The sequence below is a fragment of the Piscinibacter sp. genome (assembly GCF_050175855.1).
Taxonomy (GTDB): Bacteria; Pseudomonadota; Gammaproteobacteria; order Burkholderiales; family Burkholderiaceae_C; genus Piscinibacter.
The window spans coordinates 1-18,097 of the sequence record NZ_JBFXIO010000042.1 but is presented as its reverse complement, the minus strand read 5'-3'; the positions used below and the strand labels follow the sequence as shown (position 1 = coordinate 18,097).

General features: G+C 69.0%; 14 protein-coding genes and 1 pseudogene. 9 read left to right on the top strand and 6 right to left on the bottom strand.

What is annotated here, in order from left to right; all coding sequences use genetic code 11:
* Nucleotides 1-83: 83 nt before the first annotated feature.
* The 4 genes from glyS to AB7U92_RS05610 are packed head-to-tail and all read right to left on the bottom strand — an operon-like array spanning nucleotide 84 to nucleotide 5,546.
* A complete protein-coding gene (gene glyS, locus AB7U92_RS05625) occupies nucleotides 84-2,189 on the bottom strand; it encodes a glycine--tRNA ligase subunit beta (RefSeq protein ID WP_428575202.1) in 2,106 nt (701 codons plus the stop codon).
* A gap of 3 nt (nucleotides 2,190-2,192) precedes the next feature.
* Nucleotides 2,193-3,113 (bottom strand): glycine--tRNA ligase subunit alpha, encoded by a 921-nt coding sequence (glyQ, locus tag AB7U92_RS05620; protein ID WP_428575201.1) that lies wholly within the window; start codon nucleotides 3,111-3,113, stop codon nucleotides 2,193-2,195.
* 28 nt (nucleotides 3,114-3,141) lie between these two features.
* Nucleotides 3,142-4,650, bottom strand: coding sequence for an apolipoprotein N-acyltransferase (gene lnt / locus AB7U92_RS05615; protein WP_428575200.1), 1,509 nt, complete (start codon nucleotides 4,648-4,650; stop codon nucleotides 3,142-3,144).
* A complete protein-coding gene (locus AB7U92_RS05610; RefSeq protein ID WP_428575199.1) occupies nucleotides 4,650-5,546 on the bottom strand; it encodes an HlyC/CorC family transporter in 897 nt (298 codons plus the stop codon). The genes lnt and AB7U92_RS05610 overlap by 1 nt, the downstream gene beginning before the upstream one ends.
* 156 nt (nucleotides 5,547-5,702) lie before the next feature.
* Between AB7U92_RS05610 and AB7U92_RS05605 the strand changes: the two are divergent.
* The 5 genes and pseudogenes from AB7U92_RS05605 (at nucleotide 5,703) to hslU (ending at nucleotide 11,371) form a co-directional block, all read left to right on the top strand.
* A pseudogene (locus tag AB7U92_RS05605) lies at nucleotides 5,703-6,742 on the top strand (CobW family GTP-binding protein).
* A gap of 116 nt (nucleotides 6,743-6,858) precedes the next feature.
* On the top strand, nucleotides 6,859-7,746 hold the full coding sequence (gene dksA / locus AB7U92_RS05600; protein ID WP_428575198.1) for an RNA polymerase-binding protein DksA: 888 nt from the start codon (nucleotides 6,859-6,861) through the stop codon (nucleotides 7,744-7,746).
* Nucleotides 7,747-7,780: 34 nt separating this feature from the next.
* The gene (locus AB7U92_RS05595) at nucleotides 7,781-9,487 is read left to right on the top strand and encodes a hypothetical protein (protein ID WP_428575197.1); all 1,707 of its coding nucleotides are present in this window, start codon (nucleotides 7,781-7,783) and stop codon (nucleotides 9,485-9,487) included.
* Nucleotides 9,488-9,533: 46 nt separating this feature from the next.
* Nucleotides 9,534-10,070 (top strand): ATP-dependent protease subunit HslV, encoded by a 537-nt coding sequence (gene hslV, locus AB7U92_RS05590; RefSeq protein WP_428575196.1) that lies wholly within the window; start codon nucleotides 9,534-9,536, stop codon nucleotides 10,068-10,070.
* Entirely contained in the window at nucleotides 10,067-11,371 is a 1,305-nt protein-coding gene (hslU, locus tag AB7U92_RS05585) for an ATP-dependent protease ATPase subunit HslU (RefSeq protein WP_428575195.1), read from the top strand. Before hslV ends, hslU begins: the two co-directional genes overlap by 4 nt.
* A gap of 89 nt (nucleotides 11,372-11,460) precedes the next feature.
* Here the strand turns inward: hslU and AB7U92_RS05580 are convergent, their stop codons facing one another.
* On the bottom strand, nucleotides 11,461-12,228 hold the full coding sequence (locus tag AB7U92_RS05580; RefSeq protein ID WP_428575194.1) for a type III pantothenate kinase: 768 nt from the start codon (nucleotides 12,226-12,228) through the stop codon (nucleotides 11,461-11,463).
* Nucleotides 12,229-12,241: 13 nt separating this feature from the next.
* On the bottom strand, nucleotides 12,242-12,895 hold the full coding sequence (locus AB7U92_RS05575; RefSeq protein ID WP_428575193.1) for a hypothetical protein: 654 nt from the start codon (nucleotides 12,893-12,895) through the stop codon (nucleotides 12,242-12,244).
* A 219-nt stretch (nucleotides 12,896-13,114) separates the two neighbouring features.
* Here AB7U92_RS05575 and AB7U92_RS05570 point away from each other — a divergent pair, with 219 nt between their 5' ends.
* The 4 genes from AB7U92_RS05570 to AB7U92_RS05555 form a co-directional block, all read left to right on the top strand.
* Nucleotides 13,115-13,960, top strand: coding sequence for a PPK2 family polyphosphate kinase (locus AB7U92_RS05570; protein WP_428575192.1), 846 nt, complete (start codon nucleotides 13,115-13,117; stop codon nucleotides 13,958-13,960).
* A 19-nt stretch (nucleotides 13,961-13,979) separates the two neighbouring features.
* On the top strand, nucleotides 13,980-17,273 hold the full coding sequence (icmF, locus tag AB7U92_RS05565; RefSeq protein WP_428575191.1) for a fused isobutyryl-CoA mutase/GTPase IcmF: 3,294 nt from the start codon (nucleotides 13,980-13,982) through the stop codon (nucleotides 17,271-17,273).
* 134 nt (nucleotides 17,274-17,407) lie between these two features.
* The gene (locus tag AB7U92_RS05560; RefSeq protein ID WP_428575190.1) at nucleotides 17,408-17,659 is read left to right on the top strand and encodes a hypothetical protein; all 252 of its coding nucleotides are present in this window, start codon (nucleotides 17,408-17,410) and stop codon (nucleotides 17,657-17,659) included.
* 13 nt (nucleotides 17,660-17,672) lie between these two features.
* A partial coding sequence (locus tag AB7U92_RS05555) for a histidine phosphatase family protein (RefSeq protein WP_428575189.1) occupies nucleotides 17,673-18,097 on the top strand: 425 nt, incomplete at its 3' end.

Below are 18,097 nucleotides of genomic sequence, written 5' to 3'. Positions count from 1 at the left end.
CGTAGTCGTCGCGGTCCTCGTTGATCGTGCCATCCCGATCGAGGATGACGAGCTTCATGGCGTGCGAGTGGCTGACGGGCATGTCAGGCAGCCAGCTTCGACAGGTCGGCCACGCGGTTCATCGCCACATGCAGCCGCGCGAGCAGGCCGAGCCGGTTGGCGCGCAGCTTCGGATCCTCGGCGTTGACCATCACCGTGTCGAAGAAGGCGTCGACCGGCGCCTTCAGCGCGGCCAGGGCCTGCAGCGAGCCGGTGTAGTCGCCGGCCTCGAAGGCGCGCTCGGAGCGCGGCGCCACCGCCTCCAGCGCATCGGCCAGTGCCCGCTCGGCGGGCTCGGCGAACAGCGCGGCGTCGGTCACCGGGGCGACCTTATCCTCGCTCTTCTTCAGGATGTTGCCGACACGCTTGTTGGCCGCGGCCAGCGGCTGCGACTCGGGCAGCGCCTTGAAGGCGCGCACGGCGTCCAGCCGCTTCGGGAACTCGGCCCAGCGCGGCGGGCGCGCCTCGATCACCGCCTCGACATCCTGCACCGCATGGCCGGCCTCGCGCAGGTAGCCCACCAGCCGCTCGCGCAGGAAGTAGTTCAGCTCGGCATGGGCCTGCCCGTGGCTCGCCGGGAAGGCGGCGAAGGCGGCCGACACCAGGTGCGCCAGCTCCAGCGGCAGCTCGCGCTCGATCAGCATGCGGATCAGGCCCAGCGCGTGGCGGCGCAGCGCGAACGGATCCTTGTCGCCGGTGGGCACCTGGCCGATGCCGAACAGGCCGGCCAGCGTCTCGAGCTTGTCGGCCAGCGCCACCGCCAGGCCGGTGGCGTTGCGCGGCAGCGCATCGCCGGCGAAGCGCGGCTTGTAGTGATCTTCGATGGCGAAGGCGATGTCCTCGGACAGGCCGTCATGGCGCGCGTAGTAGCCGCCCATGATGCCCTGCAGCTCGGGAAACTCACCGACCATGTCGGTCAGCAGGTCGGCCTTGGCCAGCCAGGCCGCCTGGTCGGCCTGCTTCGCGACGGCCTCGCCGCCGAGCGAACGGCCGATCTCGGTGGCGATGCGGCGCACCCGCTCGACGCGCTCGCCCATGCTGCCCAGTTTCGCGTGGTAGACCACCTTGGACAGCCCGTCGACGCGCGAGGCCAGCGTGCGGCGGCGGTCCTGGTCGAAGAAGAACTTGGCGTCGGCCAGGCGTGGGCGCACCACGCGCTCGTTGCCGCCGATCACCCGGCTCGCATCGGCCGGGCGGATGTTGCTCACCACCAGGAACTTGTTGGTCAGCCGGCCCTCGGCGCCGAGCAGCGGGAAATACTTCTGGTTGGCCTTCATCGTGAGGATGAGGCACTCCTGCGGCACGGCGAGGAAGTCGGGCTCGAACTGGCACAGCAGCACGTTGGGTCGCTCGACCAGCGCCGTGACCTCGTCGAGAAGCGCGTCGTCCTCGATCGGCTTCAGCCCTTCCTTCGCCGCGGCGAGGTTCAGCTGGCGCACCAGCTCGCCATGGCGTGCCGCGAAGCCGGGGATCACGCCGCCCTGCTCTTCCAGCTGGCGGGCGTAGTGGTCGGCGTCGAGCAGCACCACCGGGTCCATCTGCGCCTCGAAGCGATGGCCGCGCGTCTGCCGGCCGGCCTGCAGACCCAGCGCCTGGACGGGCACCACGTCGGCACCGTGCAACGCCACCAGGCCGTGCGCCGGGCGCACAAAATTCACGCTGGTCCAGCCGTCGGCCAGCTGGTACTGCATCACCTTCGGGATCGGCAGGCTGGCCAGCGCGTCGTCCAGCGCTTGCTGCAGGCCCTGGGCGAGCGTCACGCCCTCGGCCGTGCCCTCGAGGAACAGCACCTCGGCCTTTCCGTCCATGCGCCGCACCAGGCGCGGCAGCGCCGACTCGTCGGCGCCGACGGCGGCGAGCTTCTTCCTCAGCGCAGGCGTGGGCGAGCCGTCGGCGGCCAGGCCCACGGCCACCGGCATCAGCTTGACCGACACCTGGCGGTCTGGTGCGTTGGCCAGCACCGCCGACACATGCGCCGCCAGCCGGCGCGGCGAGGCGAACGGCGTCACCGCCGACTGTTCGCCCGCCAGGCCCTGGGCACGCAGCCCCTTGGCGATGTCGGCGGCGAAGGCCTCGCCGAGCTTCTTCAGCGATTTCGGGGGCAGTTCCTCGACGAACAGTTCGACGAGCAGGTTCTTGGTGGAGCTCATGCGTCAGGCCGCCTTCTTCTGGGCCAGCTGAGCGGCCACTTCGTCGCCCCAGGCCTTCGGCGCCATCGGGAAGCCCAGGCGCGCGCGGCTGTCGAGGTAGCTCTGCGCCACGGCGCGCGCCAGGTTGCGGATGCGGCCGATGTAGGCGGCGCGCTCGGTCACGCTGATCGCGCCGCGCGCATCCAGCAAATTGAAGGTGTGCGCCGCCTTGAGCAGCTGCTCGTAGGCGGGCAGCGCGAGCTGCTGCTCCATCAGGTACTTGCTCTGCTTCTCGTGGGCCGCGAAGGCCGTGAGAAGGAACTCGACGTCGCTGTGCTCGAAGTTGTAGGTGCTCTGCTCGACCTCGTTCTGGTGGTACACGTCGCCATATCTCATCGACTCGGTCCACTGCAGGTCGTAGACGTTGTCCACGCCCTGCAGGTACATCGCCAGGCGCTCCAGGCCATAGGTGATCTCGCCGGTGATCGGCTTGCAGTCGATGCCGCCGACCTGCTGGAAGTAGGTGAACTGCGTCACCTCCATGCCGTTGAGCCAGACCTCCCAGCCCAGGCCCCAGCAGCCCAGCGTGGGGTTCTCCCAGTCGTCCTCGACGAAGCGGATGTCGTTGACCTTGAGGTCGAAACCCAGCGCCTCCAGCGAGCCGAGGTAGAGCTCGAGGATGTTCGCCGGCGCCGGCTTGAGCACCACCTGGTACTGGTAGTAGTGCTGCAGGCGGTTGGGGTTCTGGCCGTAGCGGCCGTCCTTGGGCCGGCGGCTGGGCTGCACGTAGGCGGCCTTCCAGGGCTCGGGGCCGATGGCGCGCAGGAAGGTGGCCGTATGGCTGGTGCCGGCGCCGACTTCCATGTCGTAGGGTTGCAGCAGCGCGCAGCCCTGGCGGTCCCAGTAGTCTTGCAGGCGAAGGATGATTTGCTGGAAGGTGAGCATGGCGGGCCGCGAAGGTCGACCCGCGATTTTAGGGGCCGGCTCTGCGACGGGCCGCCCAGCCCAGCACCGCGAGCGCGAGCAGGAAGGGCGGCCACAGCCCGAACGGGCCGGCCCAGCGCGCGAACGGCGTGCTGCCCTCGCGGCCCTGCACGCGGCCTTCGAGCACGCCGCGGGTGTGCGGCGGCAGCGCGTGCGTCACACGGCCGCGGTGGTCGATCACCACCGTCGCACCGGTGTTGGTGGCGCGGATCATCGGCCGCTGCTGTACCCGGCTGCGCCGCCGCGAGATGGGCTGGGGCTGGTCGACGGCGTGGGTCGGGCCGACCCAGCCGTTGTTGCTGTGGTTGGCCTGGATCGTCGGCGCTTCGCCGGTGCCGGCGAAGCGCGCCGCCAGTTCCTCGCCGAACAGGTCTTCGTAGCAGATGTTCGGGCCGATGCGCTCGCCCTTGACGACGAAGGACGGCGCCACCAGCGGGCCGCGGTTGAAGTCACCCAGCGGGATGTGCATCAGGTCGGTGAACCAGCGGAACATCGCCGGGATGAACTCGCCGAAGGGTACGAGATGCTGCTTGTCGTAGCGGTAGGGCGGCTGCCCGGGTGCGAAGCCGGCGGCGGAATTGGTATAGCCGCTGCGCTCGTCGCCCAGCGGCACGCCGACCAGCGCGGCGGTGTCGCCCTGGCCGAAACGCTGCTGCAGCCCCTCCCACAGGCCTTCGGGCATCTGCTGGGGCAGGAAGGGGATCGCGGTCTCGGGCGCCACGACGAGGTCGCCACGCGCCTCGTTCAGTGCCCCCACATGCCACTCCAGCGCCGCCGCCTGGTGGGTGATTTCGAACTTCTCGTCCTGCGGGATGTTGCCCTGAAGCAGCGTGACCGAGAGGGTGCCGGTGGCACGGGTGAAGTCGGGCGAGCCGACCAGCGCCGGCACGGCCAGCAGGGCCACGGGCAGCGCGATGCCGCGCAGCAGCGATGCGGAAGAACGATCGGGCTGCAACGCTGCCAGCGCGGCGGCGAAGGCCGCCACCGCGCCGATGCCGTAGACGCCCACCCACGGCGCCCAGGCAGCCAGCGGGCCGTCGACGTGCGCATAACCCGCAGCCACCCAGGGGAAGCCGGTGAAGAGCACGCCGCGCGCCAGTTCGGCCAGCAACCAGACCGCGGCGAACAGCGCCGCGTCGGCCAGCGGCCGGCCGCTGCGCCAGCGAGCGAACGCGGCCAGGGCCGCCGCCAGGTAGAGCGAGAGGAAAGCCGCCAGCGCGATAACGGCCGCCACCGCCATCCAGGCCGGCAGGCCGCCGTAGCGGTGCATGCTGATGAACAGCCACCAGGTGCCGGCCGCCACCCAGGCGGTACCGTAGGCCGCACCCATCAGCGCCGCCAGGCCCGGGCGCACGCGGCTGGCACGCCAGGCGAGCAGCCCGACGCAGGCCAGTTGCAGCCACCAGGCGCCGGTGTGCACATAGGCCAGCGTCTGCAGCGCGCCGAGCAGCAGCGCCGCGAGGATCTCGAGCGGCCCGGGCCAGGCGCGGCCGGCCATCAGGCGCCGTCGGAGCCGAGCGCCTCTTCCGGCGCGCGAGTGACCCTGAACCAGCGCACCGCACCGCCGCGCGTGAGCATCACGGAGAAGACCAGCGGCCCGACCTGCACCGACTCGCCGCGGCGCGGCACGCGACCGAGCTCGTGGGCGACCAGGCCGCCGATGGTGTCGAATTCCTCGGCCGGCAGTGAGGTGGCGAACACCGAGTTGACGGCCTCGATCGAAGCGTCGCCGGCGACGCGCTGGCTGCCGTCGGCCAGCGTGTAGACGCCGGACTCGCCATCCTTCTCGTCGAACTCGTCCTCGATCTCGCCGACGATCTCCTCGAGCACGTCCTCGATCGTGATCAGGCCGGCGGTGGTGCCGAACTCGTCGATCACGATGGCGAGGTGGTTGCGGTTGGAGCGGAAGTCGCGCAGCAGTTCGTTCAGCCCCTTGGACTCGGGCACGAACACCGCCGGGCGCAGCAGCGTGCGCAGGTTCAGCTCGGGCGCGCGCTGCAGCTTCAGCAGGTCCTTGGCCATCAGGATGCCGATGATGTTCTCGCGGCTGCCCTCGTACACCGGAAAGCGCGAGTGGGCCGTCTCGATGACGGTGTGCAGCACCTCCTCGTACGGCGCATCGATATTCAGCAGGTCCATGCGCGGCGCGGCCACCATCACGTCGCCGGCAGACAGGTCAGCCATGCGCAGCACGCCTTCGAGCATCACGCGCGACTCGGGGGCGATCAGCTCGCGGTTCTCGGCGTCGGCCAGCGTGGAGATGAGCTCGTCGCGCGAGTCGGGGCCGGGCGAGACGAGCTCGACCAGCTTGCGGAACAGGGTGCGCTTCTCGGCGCCGGGCGGGGCACTGCGCTCGCCGGGACGGGCCGGTCGCGCTGGGTGAGGGTCGGACATCGCGCGGGCGCGAGAGATGGTGAAGCGGAGGGGCGAAGCTTACCCGAAGCCCCATGACAGCTGGCATGCCCTTCGCTTGACAGGTCTGGTACCTTGAACCACAGTCACGGCCCCCCAACTGGGCCGCTTTCTCCACGTTCCCGAGGTTTCGCTTCCATGGCTCTGATTCCCGCCACCATCCTCACCGGCTTCCTGGGCTCGGGCAAGACCACCCTGCTCAAGCGCGTGCTCACCGAGGCGCACGGCCAGAAGATCGCCGTGATCGAGAACGAGTTCGGCGACGAGGACATCGACAGCGACATCCTGGTGCGCGACACCGAGGAGCAGATCATCCAGCTCAACAACGGCTGCGTGTGCTGCACCATCCGCGAGGATCTGCGCTCGACGCTGTCCGACCTGGCCGCGAAGAAGCGCAAGGGCGAACTGGACTTCGAGCGCGTGGTCATCGAGACCACCGGGCTGGCCGACCCCGGCCCGGTGGCTCAGACCTTCTTCATGGACGACGAGATCGCCGAGAGCTTCCTGCTCGACTCGATCCTGACGCTGGTCGACGCCAAGCACGGCGACACCCAGCTCGACACGCGCCAGGAGGCACGCCGCCAGATCGGCTTCGCCGACCAGATCTTCATCAGCAAGACCGACCTGGTGGACGATGCCACGGTCGACGCGCTGATCCACCGCATCAAGCACATGAACCCGCGGGCGCCGCAGCGCAAGGTGCACTTCGGCGAGGTGCCGATTTCCGAGGTGTTCGACCTGCGCGGCTTCAATCTCAACGCCAAGCTCGACATCGACCCGGAGTTCCTCTCCGGCGATGGCCACGGCCACGATCACCACGATCACGACCATGACCACGAGCACGGGGAGCACTGCGACCACCCGCACCACCACCATCACGACGACGACGTGAAGTCGTTCGTGTTCAAGTCCGACCGCGCCTTCAACCCGGCCAAGCTGGAGGACTTCCTCGGCGCGATCGTGCAGGTCTACGGCCCCAAGATGCTGCGTTACAAGGGCGTGCTGAACATGAAGGGCAGCGACCGCAAGGTGATCTTCCAGGGCGTGCACCAGCTGATGGGCAGCGACCTGGGCCCGAAATGGGCGCCGGCGAGAAGAAAAGCAGCAAGATGGTGTTCATCGGCCTGGATCTGCCCAGGGACGTTTTCCTGCAGGGCCTCGAGCAGTGTCTGGTGTGAAATCCGCGGCTTTCGCGTCAGATTGATGTGGCTACAATCCGCCGCGCCTGAAACCGGGCCCAGCCGTCGCCCGCGCCTTGCGGACGGGGTATAACCGTCGGAGCGAGGAGACACCCGTGAGCAAGACACCGGCCACCAAAACAAGCACGAAGAAGGCTGCCGCCAAGCCCGCCGCACCGGCGGCCAAGGCCAAGCCGGCCGCCAAGGCGGCACCCGCCAAGAAGACCCCGGCCGCCAAGGCGCCGGCCAAGACCGTTGCAGCCAAGGCACCGACATCCAAGGCACCGGCGGCCAAGCCCGTGGCGCCGGCCAAGACCGTTGCTGCCAAGGCGCCGGCCACGCCCGCGCCGGCACCCGTCGCCGTGGCGCCGGTCAGCGCCGCACCTGCACCGGTGAAGGCGTCCCGGTCGTCCAAGGCGGCGCCGCCGGCGCCGGTGGCTGCCCCGCTGCCGCCGGCCACGTCCCGATTCGCCGACCGGTTCGCGCCGCCCCGGCCTCCCACCCGACAGATGAACAACCTCGGACTCGACACCCCCAAGCCGGCCCACAAGGCCGACCCGAAGCTGGCCAACGCCTGGAAGACCAAGGCCGGCCGCGACCTGACCGAAGCCGAACTCATGGCCATGCCGGAGTCGGAGTACATGAACGACAAGCAGCTGGACTTCTTCCGTTACAAGCTGCAGACGCTGAAGGACGACCTGCTGTCCAACGCCGGAGAAACCACCGAGCACCTGCGCGAGGACACCTCCATCGTGCCCGACCCTGCCGACCGCGCCACCATCGAGGAAGAACACGCCCTGGAGCTGCGCACCCGCGACCGCGAGCGCAAGCTGCTGAAGAAGATTTCACAGTCCCTGGCGCGTATCGACGCCGGTGACTACGGTTTCTGTGACGAAACCGGCGAGCCGATCGGCCTGGGCCGGTTGATCGCGCGACCGACCGCTACACTGTCCCTCGAAGCTCAGCAACGGCGCGAGCTCAAACAGAAGATGTTCGGCGACTGAGCCCCCGGCTCGGTTGCGGCGCGTCTCCCTCGTCATGGCGGAACCCAAAGACACCACGAGCTTTTTTCGCAAGGTCGTCAAGTTCGTGGCCAATCCGACCACGGAGTGGGCCGAGATCGGCACGCCGCAGGACGAAGCGCGCGAGACCGAGTTCGCCAAGTCCGAGCTGAAGGCGATGATCGAGCGCAAGCGGCGCAACGATTTCGTCCGCAAGCGCGAGTTCGACATGCTGCGCAAGGTGCGCCGCGAGGGCCTGTCTCCCGAGCAGCTGGCGGCGCTGGGCGGCTCCTCCAAGCTCGATGACTCCGAAGGCAAGATCTCGGTGGCCGAGAGCGGCGCCAAGCAGGATGCCAGCGTCAAGGCCAAGATCGACGCCATCGAGCAGCAGATGGTGGGCGATGGCTTCGGCGCGCCGCCCGTGTCCCGGCGCGGCCCCGACTTCTACAACGCCCCGACGCAGCCGACGCCGATGGGGACCAACGCCATCAGCCGGCCGATGCCGCTGAACGGCGCGAGCGTCGATCTACCGTCGGCCGCCCCGGCCGCGGCCCCTGCCGCCGCGGTGATGGGCGCCGGGCTGTCGCCGCTGTCGCCGCTCGCGCTGGACAGCGGCGCCGGCGACTTCGCCAACGCCTTCGCCGTCGAGGTCAGCGAGGTTGCCCACGACCCCGAGCTCGACGAGGCGGTGATCGCCTTCGCCAACGCCGATTTCGAGCAGTGCGAACAGTCGCTGGGTTCACTGACCGGCCACGGCGGCCAGCGCCACGCCCATGCCGAGACCTGGCTGGTGCTGTTCGACCTCTACCGGGCCATCGGCCAGCAGCACAAGTTCGAAAGCCTGGCGCTCGACTACGCGCAGCAGTTCGGCTGGTCGGCTCCGCAGTGGTTTTCGCTGCCGCGCCTGGTCGCCGAGGCCGCCAGCGACGAGCGCGCCCCGGCGAACAGCCGGCTGGACGGCCAGGTCGGCTGGGTGTGCCCCGAGTTTGTCGACGCGGATGCGGTCGCCCACCTGTCGTCGCAGAGCCTGCAGATGCCTCTGCCCTGGGTGTTCGACTGGAGCGCGCTGCGCGGAATGGACGTCGAGGCCGCCTCGCGGATGTCGGAGCTGTTCCGCGGCTGGATCCGCCAGAAGCTGGACATGCGCTGGCTGGGCGGCGAGAAGCTGTTCGCCGTGCTGGCCGAAGCCGCCCCCACCGGCGTGCGCGATGCCGACCCGGCCTTCTGGCAGCTACGCCTGGACGCGCTGCGCATGACCAACCGCCCCGACCAGTTCGACGAGGCGGCGATCGACTATTGCGTCACCTACGAGGTCTCGCCGCCGTCGTGGGAGCCGGCGCAGTGCGAGGTGCGCATCAGCGGCTCGCACACCAGCACCACCTCGCCGCCGCTGTCGATGGTGAGCGAGGTGTCGACCAGCTTCATCGAGTCGCGCTTCAACGAGGACCCGAACGCCACGGTGCAGGTGGCCGGAGTCGAGCTCTCCGGCCAGCTGGTCGGCGACATCGGGCCGACGCTGAAGAAGCTCGAAGGCGAGCTGGGCAGCTCGACGATCGTCAACGTCAGTTGCGCCAAGCTGATCCGCGTCGATTTCATCGCCGCGGGCGACCTGCTCAACTGGGTGCTGGCACGCCGCAACGAGAACCGCACCGTGGTCTTCGTCGATGCGCACCGCCTGGTGGCGCTCTTCTTCGGCGCGATGGGCATCAACGAGCATGCCCGCGTCAAGGTCCGCTCGGTCTGAGCTGACCGCTTGAACCGGCGCCTTCCGGCGCCATCTGCGAGTTCCCATGGAAAACTACCACGGCACGACCATCGTCAGCGTGCGCCGCGGGCACCGGGTCGCGCTCGGCGGCGACGGCCAGGTGACGCTGGGCAACATCGTCGTCAAGGCTTCGGCGCGCAAGGTGCGCAAGCTGCACCATGACAAGGTGCTGGCCGGCTTCGCCGGCGCCACGGCCGACGCCTTCACGCTGTTCGAGCGCTTCGAGGCGCAGCTGGAGAAGCACCAGGGCCACCTGGTGCGCGCCGCGATCGAGCTCACCAAGGACTGGCGCACCGACCGCGTGCTGCGCCGCCTGGAGGCCATGCTGGCCGTGGCCGACCACAGCGCCTCGCTGATCATCACCGGCAACGGCGATGTTCTCGAGCCCGAGCACGGCATCATCGCCATCGGATCGGGCGGGGCCTACGCCAACGCCGCGGCCCGCGCGCTGCTCGACCACACCGAGATGGCGCCGCAGGACATCGTCAAGAAGTCGCTGGAGATCGCCGGCGACCTGTGCATCTACACCAACCAGCACCACACGATCGAGACCCTGGAATGAAGAGCGCGATGACCCCGCAGGAGATCGTCTCCGAGCTGGACCGCCACATCGTCGGCCAGCGCGAGGCCAAGCGCGCCGTCGCGATCGCGCTGCGCAACCGCTGGCGGCGCCAGCAGGTCGACGAGAAGATGCGCGCCGAGATCACGCCGAAGAACATCCTGATGATCGGCCCCACCGGCGTGGGCAAGACCGAGATCGCGCGGCGGCTGGCGCGGCTGGCGGACGCGCCCTTCATCAAGGTCGAGGCGACCAAGTTCACCGAGGTGGGCTATGTCGGCAAGGATGTCGACGCCATCGTGCGCGACCTCGCCGACATGGCCGTCAAGCAGGAGCGCGAGGCCGCGATGAAGCGCCAGCGCGCCCGCGCCGAGGATGCCGCCGAGGACCGCATCCTCGACATCCTGGTGCCGGGCTCGGCCGCCGACAACACGGCAAAGCAGGTGATGCGCAAGCGGCTGCGCGAAGGGGCGCTGGACGACAAGGAGATCGAGATCGACCTGGCCGAGCCGCGCCCGGCGCTCGAGATCATGAGCCCCGCCGGCATGGAGGACATGGCCGAGCAACTCAAGGGCCTGTTCGCCGGCATGGGTCAGGCGCCGAAGAAGACGCGCAAGCTCAGGATCGCCGAGGCCCTGAAGCTACTGGTCGACGAGGAGGCGGGCAAGCTCGTCAACGACGAGGAGATCAAGACCGCGGCGATCGCCAACGCCGAGCAGAACGGCATCGTCTTCATCGACGAGATCGACAAGGTGGCCTCGCGCGGCAACGCGCAGGGCGCCGACGTCTCGCGCCAGGGCGTGCAGCGCGACCTGCTGCCGCTGGTCGAGGGCACGACGGTGAACACCAAGTACGGGATGCTGCGCACGGACCACATCCTGTTCATCGCCTCGGGCGCCTTCCACCTCGCCAAGCCGAGCGACCTGATCCCGGAGCTGCAGGGCCGATTCCCGATCCGCGTCGAGCTCGGCGCGCTGTCGGTGGACGACTTCGAGGCCATCCTCACGCAGACGCACGCCAGCCTGGTCAAGCAGTACCAGCTGTTGCTGGCCACCGAGGGCGTGACGCTCGAACTCGCGCCCGACGCGATCCGGCGCGTGGCGCAGATCGCCTTCGACGTCAACGACCGCACCGAGAACATCGGCGCGCGCCGGCTGGCCACGGTGATGGAGCGGCTGCTCGACGAGATCAGCTTCGACGCACCCAACCGCTCGGGCCAGACCGTCACCATCGACGCGGCGATGGTCGATCGCAAGCTCGGCGAGCTGGTGAAGAACGAAGACTTGTCGCGCTACATACTCTGATCACGGCCCCCCAGTCGCTGCGCTCCTGCCCCCGAGGGGCGCCGTCGGGCTTGGGGCGGCCCGGCGCCCGACATCCCGCGCCCTGACGGTCAGAGCGCCAGGCGGTGGGACTGGAGTTCGAGCAGCCCGTCGAAGATCAGCGTGTCGACCGTCTCGAACGGCAGCTCGGTGATCGGCGCCAGCTTGACGGCCGCGCCGCCGCTCATCACCAGTGCCGGCTCCTCGCCGGTGCGCGCCCGCAGCTTGCGGTACATGCGCTCAACGGCGCCGGCCAGCGCATCGGCACCGCCGCTCATCAGCGCATCGCTGGTGTTGGTGGGGAAGTCCACCGCCTCGCCGGTGGGTGCCTTCAGGCCCGCCGTGCCCAGCTCGAGCGCGCGCAGCATCAGGCCAAAGCCCGGCAGGATCAGGCCGCCGAGGAAGTGGCCGGCAGCGTCCACCGCATCGACCGTGACCGCCGTGCCGACCATCACCACCAGCGCCGGCCGCGGCCGGCCCTCGGCCAGCACGCGATGCCGCGCACCGATCATCGCCACCCAGCGGTCGACGCCGAGCCGGTTGGGATGGTCGTAGCCGTTGGTCACGCCGCAGGCCTCGCGACTGGAGACCACCCAGCGCGGCTCGACGTCCCACAGCTCGAGCTGCTCCTCGACACGCCGCTTGACCCCCTCGCCCGCGACCACGCAGCCGAGCATGCTCGATGGCGGGGCCAGTTCCTTCCAGTCGGTCTCGGCGAGCTGGTCGATGGTCTCGAGGAACACCGCGCCATGGGCGATCAGCCCGGCGCCCGGCTGGGGCGAGGCGTACTGCGCCCACTTCAGGCGAGTGTTGCCCACGTCGATGGCGAGAAAGGTCATGCGATGGGCAGGGTCAGAAACCGGACAGCGAAGAATCGGCGGGCGCGTCGATCAGCCGGCGCACCCGCCGCATCAGCCGGGCGATCTCGACCTCGCGCTGCGGCCGCCATAGCCGCTGGCCGACCTCGTCGAGCAGCGACACCAGGTCTTCGCGGTCGCGCGCGCGACACAGGCGCATCAGCGTCAGCGAGCCGGCCACCGGCGCGTCCGATCGCACGGCTCGGATGAGCAGGTCGCGCGCCTGCTCCAGTGCCCCGTCAAGGTCGCCGAGGTCGGAGTAGTCAGTCTCGACCGTGGCCCAGGGATCGTAGCTGCCGAGCTCGCTGTTCAGCGTCGAGGCCGGCGCCAGCGGGCCGGAGGGCGGCAGGGGCATGGCGTCGAGGTCGGGCAGCGGCAGGTCGACCTGCAGCGACGGCAGCGCCGGATAGGGCGCCGCCTCGATCGACATCGTCGGCTGCGGCACCATGATCAGGCCCATGTGCAGCAGGTCGTCGTAGCAGCTCGGCGGTACGCCGGCCTGCTCGGCCAGGCGCTTGACCTGCTCCTCGGTGCGCCGGCCGTTGACCAGCAGCAGCACCGTGCGATGACGCTGGCTCAGCTGGCGCGCGCGCGTGGCCAGCTCGGACTGACCGTCCGGCGTCTTGATCGGTGCGTTGCCTGTGACCAAGGGTTGCTCCACCCGCGGCGTCATCGCGCCTTTCTTTGTCCCAACGGGCGCGATTGTGCCGCCAAACCCCGGCGCTTCGTGACCTTCGGCACGAACGGTTGCGCACGGGGAAACCCCTGTGCGCCGCCGACCGGCCGTCAGCGACGCGCAGGGCGGCGCAAGCTACACTGGCCAATTGACGTATACGTCAATTCGCAGCCTCAACCCGGGGAGACCGCCATGGCCCGGCGCATGCCTTCGCTTTCAGAGTTTCAGCACCGCAGCGCCGGCACGGCGAAGTCCGCGCGCGGGCGCTTCGACCTGGCGCGCTTCGACCCTTCGGCCAAGCCGTTCTCCAGCGGCAGCAAGACGCGCGACAAGGCCCGCGTGGCCGACCTCGCACTCGAGGTCGACCGGCTGCAGGATCTCTTCTACGCCGACCGCCGTTTCAAGCTGCTGGTGGTGCTGCAGGGCACCGACACCTCGGGCAAGGACGGCACCATCCGCGGCGTGTTCGGCCAGACCAGCGCACTCGGCGTGCATGCGGTGGGCTGGAAGGCGCCGACCAGTGACGAGCGCGCCCGCGACTACCTCTGGCGCATCCACCAGCGCGTGCCGGCCGACGGCGAGATCGTCATCTTCAACCGCAGCCACTACGAGGACGTGCTGGTGCCGGTGGTCAACGGCTGGATCACGCCCGACCAGACGCGCCAGCGCTACGAGCACATCAACGCCTTCGAGAAGATGCTCACCGAGACCGGCACGGTGATCTGCAAGTTCCTGCTGCACATCTCGAAGGACGAGCAGCGCGCGCGGCTGCAGGAGCGGCTGGACGACCCGACCAAGCACTGGAAGTTCGCCGCCGGCGACCTCGACGTGCGCAAGCAGTGGGACGCCTACCAGCAGGCCTACGAGCACGCCGTCGCCGCCACCGGCACGCCGTGGGCGCCGTGGACCATCGTGCCGGCGGATTCCAAGACCCATCGCAACCTGATGATCGCCCAGGCGATCGTGCAGACGCTGCAAGGCCTGAAGCTGCGCTACCCGCCGGGCAGCCCGGAACTGGCCTCGATCCGCGTCGAATGAACATCAACGGAGACACACCGTGACCGACCTGTCCGCCGAGTACCAGGCCCTGGCCAACTACCGCCCGAAGAACAAGGTGCGCTTCGTCACCGCGGCGAGTCTGTTCGACGGCCACGACGCGGCGATCAACATCATGCGCCGCATCCTGCAAGGGATGGGCGCGGAAGTGATCCACCTCGGCCACAACCGCTCGGTCGACGAGGTGGTGACGGCGGCGCTGCAGGAAGACGCCCAGGGCATCGCGCTGAGCAGCTACCAGGGCGGCCACGTCGAGTACTTCAAGTACATGGTCGACCTGCTGCGCGCGCGCGGCGGCGCGCACATCCAGGTGTTCGGCGGCGGCGGCGGCGTGATCGTGCCCTCGGAGATCGCCGAGCTGCAGGCCTATGGCGTGGCGCGCATCTACAGCCCGGAAGACGGCCAGCGCATGGGACTGCAGGGCATGATCGGCGAGATGGTGATGAGGAGCGACCAGGATCTGTCGCCGCATGCACCCACCGATCTCGCGGCGCTGCGCGGGCACACGGAAGGCGCTTGGCGCGCCCTCGCCCAGCTGATCACGGCACTGGACAACGGCAAGGCCGGCGACTCGCTGAGGCAGTCGCTGCACGAGTCCGCGAAGGCCGCACGCATTCCCGTGCTGGGCATCACCGGCACCGGCGGCGCCGGCAAGAGCTCGCTCACCGACGAGCTGATCCGCCGGATTCGGCTGGACCAGGACGACGCGCTGCGCGTCGCCGTGATCTCCATCGACCCGAGCCGGCGCAAGAGCGGTGGGGCGCTGCTCGGCGACCGCATCCGCATGAATGCGATCTCGCCGTGGCAACAAGGTCCGCGCATCTTCATGCGCAGCCTCGCCACCCGCGACTTCGGCAGCGAGATCAGCCAGGCCCTGCCCGACGTGATCGCAGCCTGCAAGGCCGCCGGCTTCGACCTGATCGTCGTGGAAACCTCCGGCATCGGCCAGGGCGACGCGGCCATCGTGCCGCTGGTCGACGTGCCGATGTACGTGATGACGCCGGAGTTCGGCGCCGCCAGCCAGCTCGAGAAGATCGACATGCTCGACTTCGCCGAGTTCGTGGCGATCAACAAGTTCGACCGCAAGGGCGCGCTCGACGCGCTGCGCGACGTGGCCAAGCAGGTGCAGCGCAACAAGGAGGCGTTCAAGACGCCGCCCGAGCAGATGCCGGTGTTCGGCACCATGGCCAGCCGCTTCAACGACGACGGCGTGACCGCGCTGTACCAGGCGCTGAAAGCCCGCCTGGCGTCGCTCGGCCTGGCGCTGAAGGACGGGCGCCTGCCGCTGGTGAACACGCGCCACAGCACGCACCAGACTCCCATCGTGCCGGGCGCGCGCGTGCGCTACCTGGCCGATATCGCCGACACCGTGCGCGCCTACAAGCGCCATGCACGCGAGCAGGCGAAGCTCGCCCGCGAGGTCCAGCAGCTGCGCGAGAGCGCACGCATGCTGCACAAGGACGACGCTACGCGCGACGGCGCGAAGAACACCGTGCTCAAGCTCGCCGAGGCGCGTGAGGCGCAGCAGGATCCGCGCGCCAGGAAGCTGCTGGCGATGTGGCCCGACATGCAGCGCGCCTACGCCGGCGACGAATACGTGGTGAAGATCCGCGACAAGGAGATCCGCACCGGCCTCGTGCATACCACGCTGTCGGGCAACAAGATCCGCAAGGTGTCGCTGCCGCAGTACGAGGACCATGGCGAGCTGCTCAAGTGGCTGATGCTGGAAAACGTGCCGGGCAGCTTCCCCTACACCGCCGGCACCTTCGCCTTCAAGCGCGAGAACGAGGACCCGACGCGCATGTTCGCCGGCGAGGGCGACGCCTTCCGCACCAACCGGCGCTTCAAGCTGGTGTCCGAGGGCATGCCGGCCAAGCGGCTGTCGACGGCGTTCGACTCGGTCACGCTGTACGGCAACGACCCCGACCCGCGGCCGGACATCTACGGCAAGATCGGCAACTCCGGTGTGAGCATCGCCACGCTCGACGACCTGAAGGTGCTGTATTCCGGCTTCGACCTGTGCGACCCCGCCACCTCGGTGTCGATGACGATCAACGGCCCGGCGCCGAGCATCCTGGCGATGTTCATGAACGCCGCGATCGACCAGCAGCTCGAGAAGTTCAAGGCCGACAACGGCCGCGAGCCCACCGACGACGAAGCCGCAAAGATCCGCGCCTGGGCGCTGGCCAACGTGCGCGGCACGGTGCAGGCCGACATCCTCAAGGAAGACCAGGGCCAGAACACCTGCATCTTCTCCACCGAGTTCAGCCTCAAGGTGATGGGCGACATCGCCGAGTACTTCGTGCACCACGGGGTGCGCAACTTCTACTCGGTCAGCATCTCCGGCTACCACATCGCCGAAGCGGGTGCGAACCCGATCTCGCAGCTGGCCTTCACGCTGAGCAACGGCTTCACCTTCGTGGAGGCGTACCTGGCGCGAGGCATGCACATCGACGACTTCGCGCCCAACCTGAGCTTCTTCTTCAGCAACGGCATGGACCCGGAGTACACCGTGCTCGGCCGCGTGGCACGGCGCATCTGGGCCACCGCGATGCGCGACCGCTACGGCGCCAACGAGCGCAGCCAGAAGCTCAAGTACCACATCCAGACCAGCGGCCGCAGCCTGCACGCGCAGGAAATCGCCTTCAACGACATCCGCACCACGCTGCAGGCGCTGATCGCGATCTACGACAACTGCAACTCGCTGCACACCAACGCCTACGACGAGGCGATCACCACGCCCACCGAGGAATCGGTGCGCCGCGCGATGGCAATCCAGCTGATCATCAACCGCGAGTGGGGCCTGGCGAAGAACGAGAACCCCAACCAGGGCGCGTTCGTGATCGACGAGCTGACCGAACTGGTGGAAGAGGCGGTGCTCGCCGAGTTCGAGAAGATCGCCGAGCGCGGCGGCGTGCTCGGTGCGATGGAGACCGGCTACCAGCGCAGCAAGATCCAGGAAGAGAGCATGCACTACGAGATGCTCAAGCACACCGGCGAGTACCCCATCATCGGCGTGAACACCTTCCGCAACCCGCACGGCGACCCGATCCCTCAATCGCTAGAGCTGGCGCGCTCCACCGAAGCCGAGAAGCAGAGCCAGCTGACTCGGCTGCGCGACTTCCACGAGCGCCATGCCGCCGAAGCGCCGGGCATGCTGCAGAAACTGCAAGAGGCGGTGATCGACAACCGCAACGTCTTCGAGGTGCTGATGCAGGCGGTGCGGGTGTGCTCGCTCGGGCAGATCACCCACGCACTGTTCGAGGTGGGCGGTCAGTACCGGCGCAGCATGTGAGTGCGGCCCGGTTGGTCATAAGTGACGGTTCTGTGTCTGTTACACAAAAAGTAACATTTGCGGGGTGTCTACCCCTTGTTCGGGGGGGCTGTCTGCCACTAAGGTCTGGTCATCGAACTCCCGAAAGCCAGTCCATGCGCCACGAACTCGATGCGATCGGCCAGTCACCCCGCCCGGGTGAGGCAGGGACTGTCACCCCCGGCGGCTTTGGCTGGCGCCATGTCGCCACCGCGCTGCTGCTTGTCCTGACGGTGCCTGTCTTCGTCGCCGCCGGCGCCGTGGCGCTGGCGATCCTGCCGGTGTTGCTGGTGGTGGCCGGAACGGCCCAGTTCCGCCACTGGATTCGCCCCGCTCCCGAACCCGTGCCGGTCCGACTGGGTCGTTGAGCGGCTGCCGCCGATGCGGCTGCTGCTGGTTCGACATGGCGAAACCGCGCTGAACGCAGCGCGGATCCTTCAACCCCCCGATACCCCATTGAGCGCGCGTGGCCTCGCGCAGGCCAGGGCGCTGGCTCGACGCCTCGCCGGCGAGCCCATCGCCGCGATCTGGTCGAGCGACCTGCCCCGCGCCTGGCAGACCGCCGAAGCGGTGGCCGCAGGCCGCAGCATCGCGGCCGAACCGCTGCTGCAGGAGCGCAACTTCGGCGACCTGCGTGGCCGCGCCTACGACAGCCTCGGCTTCGATCCGCTGGCCGGCAGCGAAGCCCCGCCGGGCGGCGAGTCCCTCGCCGAATTCGAGGCACGCATCGACCGCGCCGTCGATCTCGCCCTGTCCGAGCTGGCGGGCCTGCCCGGCGCGCTGGTGCTGGTCACGCACGGGCTGGT

Excerpts from the sequence above, each read along its gene's own strand:
- glyQ (WP_428575201.1), bottom strand. The coding sequence starts at position 3,113 with ATGCTCACCTTCCAGCAAATCATCCTTCGCCTGCAAGACTACTGGGAC.
- AB7U92_RS05580 (WP_428575194.1), bottom strand. The coding sequence starts at position 12,228 with ATGACCTTTCTCGCCATCGACGTGGGCAACACTCGCCTGAAGTGGGCG.
- AB7U92_RS05595 (WP_428575197.1), top strand. The coding sequence starts at position 7,781 with ATGGCGGAACCCAAAGACACCACGAGCTTTTTTCGCAAGGTCGTCAAG.
- AB7U92_RS05560 (WP_428575190.1), top strand. The coding sequence starts at position 17,408 with ATGCGCCACGAACTCGATGCGATCGGCCAGTCACCCCGCCCGGGTGAG.
- hslU (WP_428575195.1), top strand. The coding sequence starts at position 10,067 with ATGAAGAGCGCGATGACCCCGCAGGAGATCGTCTCCGAGCTGGACCGC.
- AB7U92_RS05610 (WP_428575199.1), bottom strand. The coding sequence starts at position 5,546 with ATGTCCGACCCTCACCCAGCGCGACCGGCCCGTCCCGGCGAGCGCAGT.
- glyS (WP_428575202.1), bottom strand. The coding sequence starts at position 2,189 with ATGAGCTCCACCAAGAACCTGCTCGTCGAACTGTTCGTCGAGGAACTG.
- lnt (WP_428575200.1), bottom strand. The coding sequence starts at position 4,650 with ATGGCCGGCCGCGCCTGGCCCGGGCCGCTCGAGATCCTCGCGGCGCTG.
- hslV (WP_428575196.1), top strand. The coding sequence starts at position 9,534 with ATGGAAAACTACCACGGCACGACCATCGTCAGCGTGCGCCGCGGGCAC.
- AB7U92_RS05570 (WP_428575192.1), top strand. The coding sequence starts at position 13,115 with ATGGCCCGGCGCATGCCTTCGCTTTCAGAGTTTCAGCACCGCAGCGCC.